The sequence below is a fragment of the Pseudovibrio sp. Ad26 genome, assembly GCF_001623285.1.
Lineage (GTDB): Bacteria > Pseudomonadota > Alphaproteobacteria > Rhizobiales > Stappiaceae > Pseudovibrio > Pseudovibrio ascidiaceicola.
Genome location: NZ_LMCE01000069.1, coordinates 1 through 1122, shown reverse-complemented (window position 1 = coordinate 1122; position 1122 = coordinate 1). Strand labels below are relative to the sequence as shown.

The window sequence follows — 1122 nt, the reverse complement described above, 5'->3', positions numbered from 1 at the left end:
GGCAACTGTGTTTATGCATTGAATGGAACATTGTCTCTGAGCAGTGCATTGGCTGTGATGAGTATCTTTCGCGCCAGAGCAATCATAGCCGCTTTGAAGGGCTTTCCTCTTTTGATGAGTGCTTGAGCAAATGAGGCAAAGTGAGAATTAGACCGTGCCGCTGTAACCGCTGCCATATAAAGCGCGTTCCGCACGCGTTTGCGCCCACCTTTAATTGCCCGATGGCCGCGAAACTGACCGCTATCTACATTGAAAGGAGCAAGGCCAGCCAAAGCGGCAATGGCTTTGGGCGATGCGTGCCCGAGCTCGGGCATCAAAGCTAATAGAGTAGTTGCAGCAACAGGACCTACGCCGGGAATTGAGCGCAACAATTTGTTATCATGCGTAAATTCGGCTGTCTCTTTGAGCAGTGTATCCCGCTTTTGCTCAATGAATTTAATTTCTTCATTCAACCAACTGATATGGCGTGCGATGCTGGCATGTTCCTCGGCCAGGGCTTGGGCTAGGCGTTGGCGTTCTTTCTTACGTGTATCAACAAGCTCATCCCGCCGTTTGTGCAAGGCTGCTAGTTGGTCGCGTTCTGGTGCTCGTTGTGTGGAGGCGTCAGGTTTTAGGCATTTGCCCATGTCTGCCAGCATGCGTGCATCGATCTGATCAGTTTTTGCCATCTGCCCGAGGGCTCGAGCAAAATCCCGCGCTCGTGCTGGATTTACCCGGGAAAATCGGATCTTCAAAGTGTGGAGAGCATGTGTCAGCTTCCTGTCATAACGTCCCGTAGCTTCAAAGATAATGTTCAAGCTGGGCATGTCAGGTAATGCAGAAAGCCAGGCGGAAATCGCTTCACTGGTATTTTCTATCTGTAAATGCTTTGAAGTGCTCTCCTCAAAAATATCCAGATAGGCTTTAGAGATATCGATACCAATATAGAATGGGTGTAAGGTCATGGAGCCTGTCCCTGTGCTACGTGGTCCGCAAAAGCGGCCACCATCAACTGTTCAGGTTTGGTAATACATGCGAGGCGGGGTCTGGCCGCGTCACGATCTAAAGCCGTGCTGGGCTCTGATCTGGGACCCAACGACCTCCGCCTCGCTACCATTCAAGCACAAAACAAACACACAGGGA

1 protein-coding gene is annotated in these 1122 nt (G+C 50.8%); it reads right to left on the bottom strand.

The genetic code is table 11. The annotated features are described in order from the left end of the window. Nucleotides 1-11: 11 nt before the first annotated feature. Nucleotides 12-944 carry an IS110 family transposase gene (locus PsAD26_RS16575; protein WP_063311347.1) on the bottom strand — a complete coding sequence of 311 codons (933 nt, stop codon included), beginning with the start codon at nt 942-944 and terminating at the stop codon, nt 12-14. Nucleotides 945-1122: the final 178 nt, after the last annotated feature.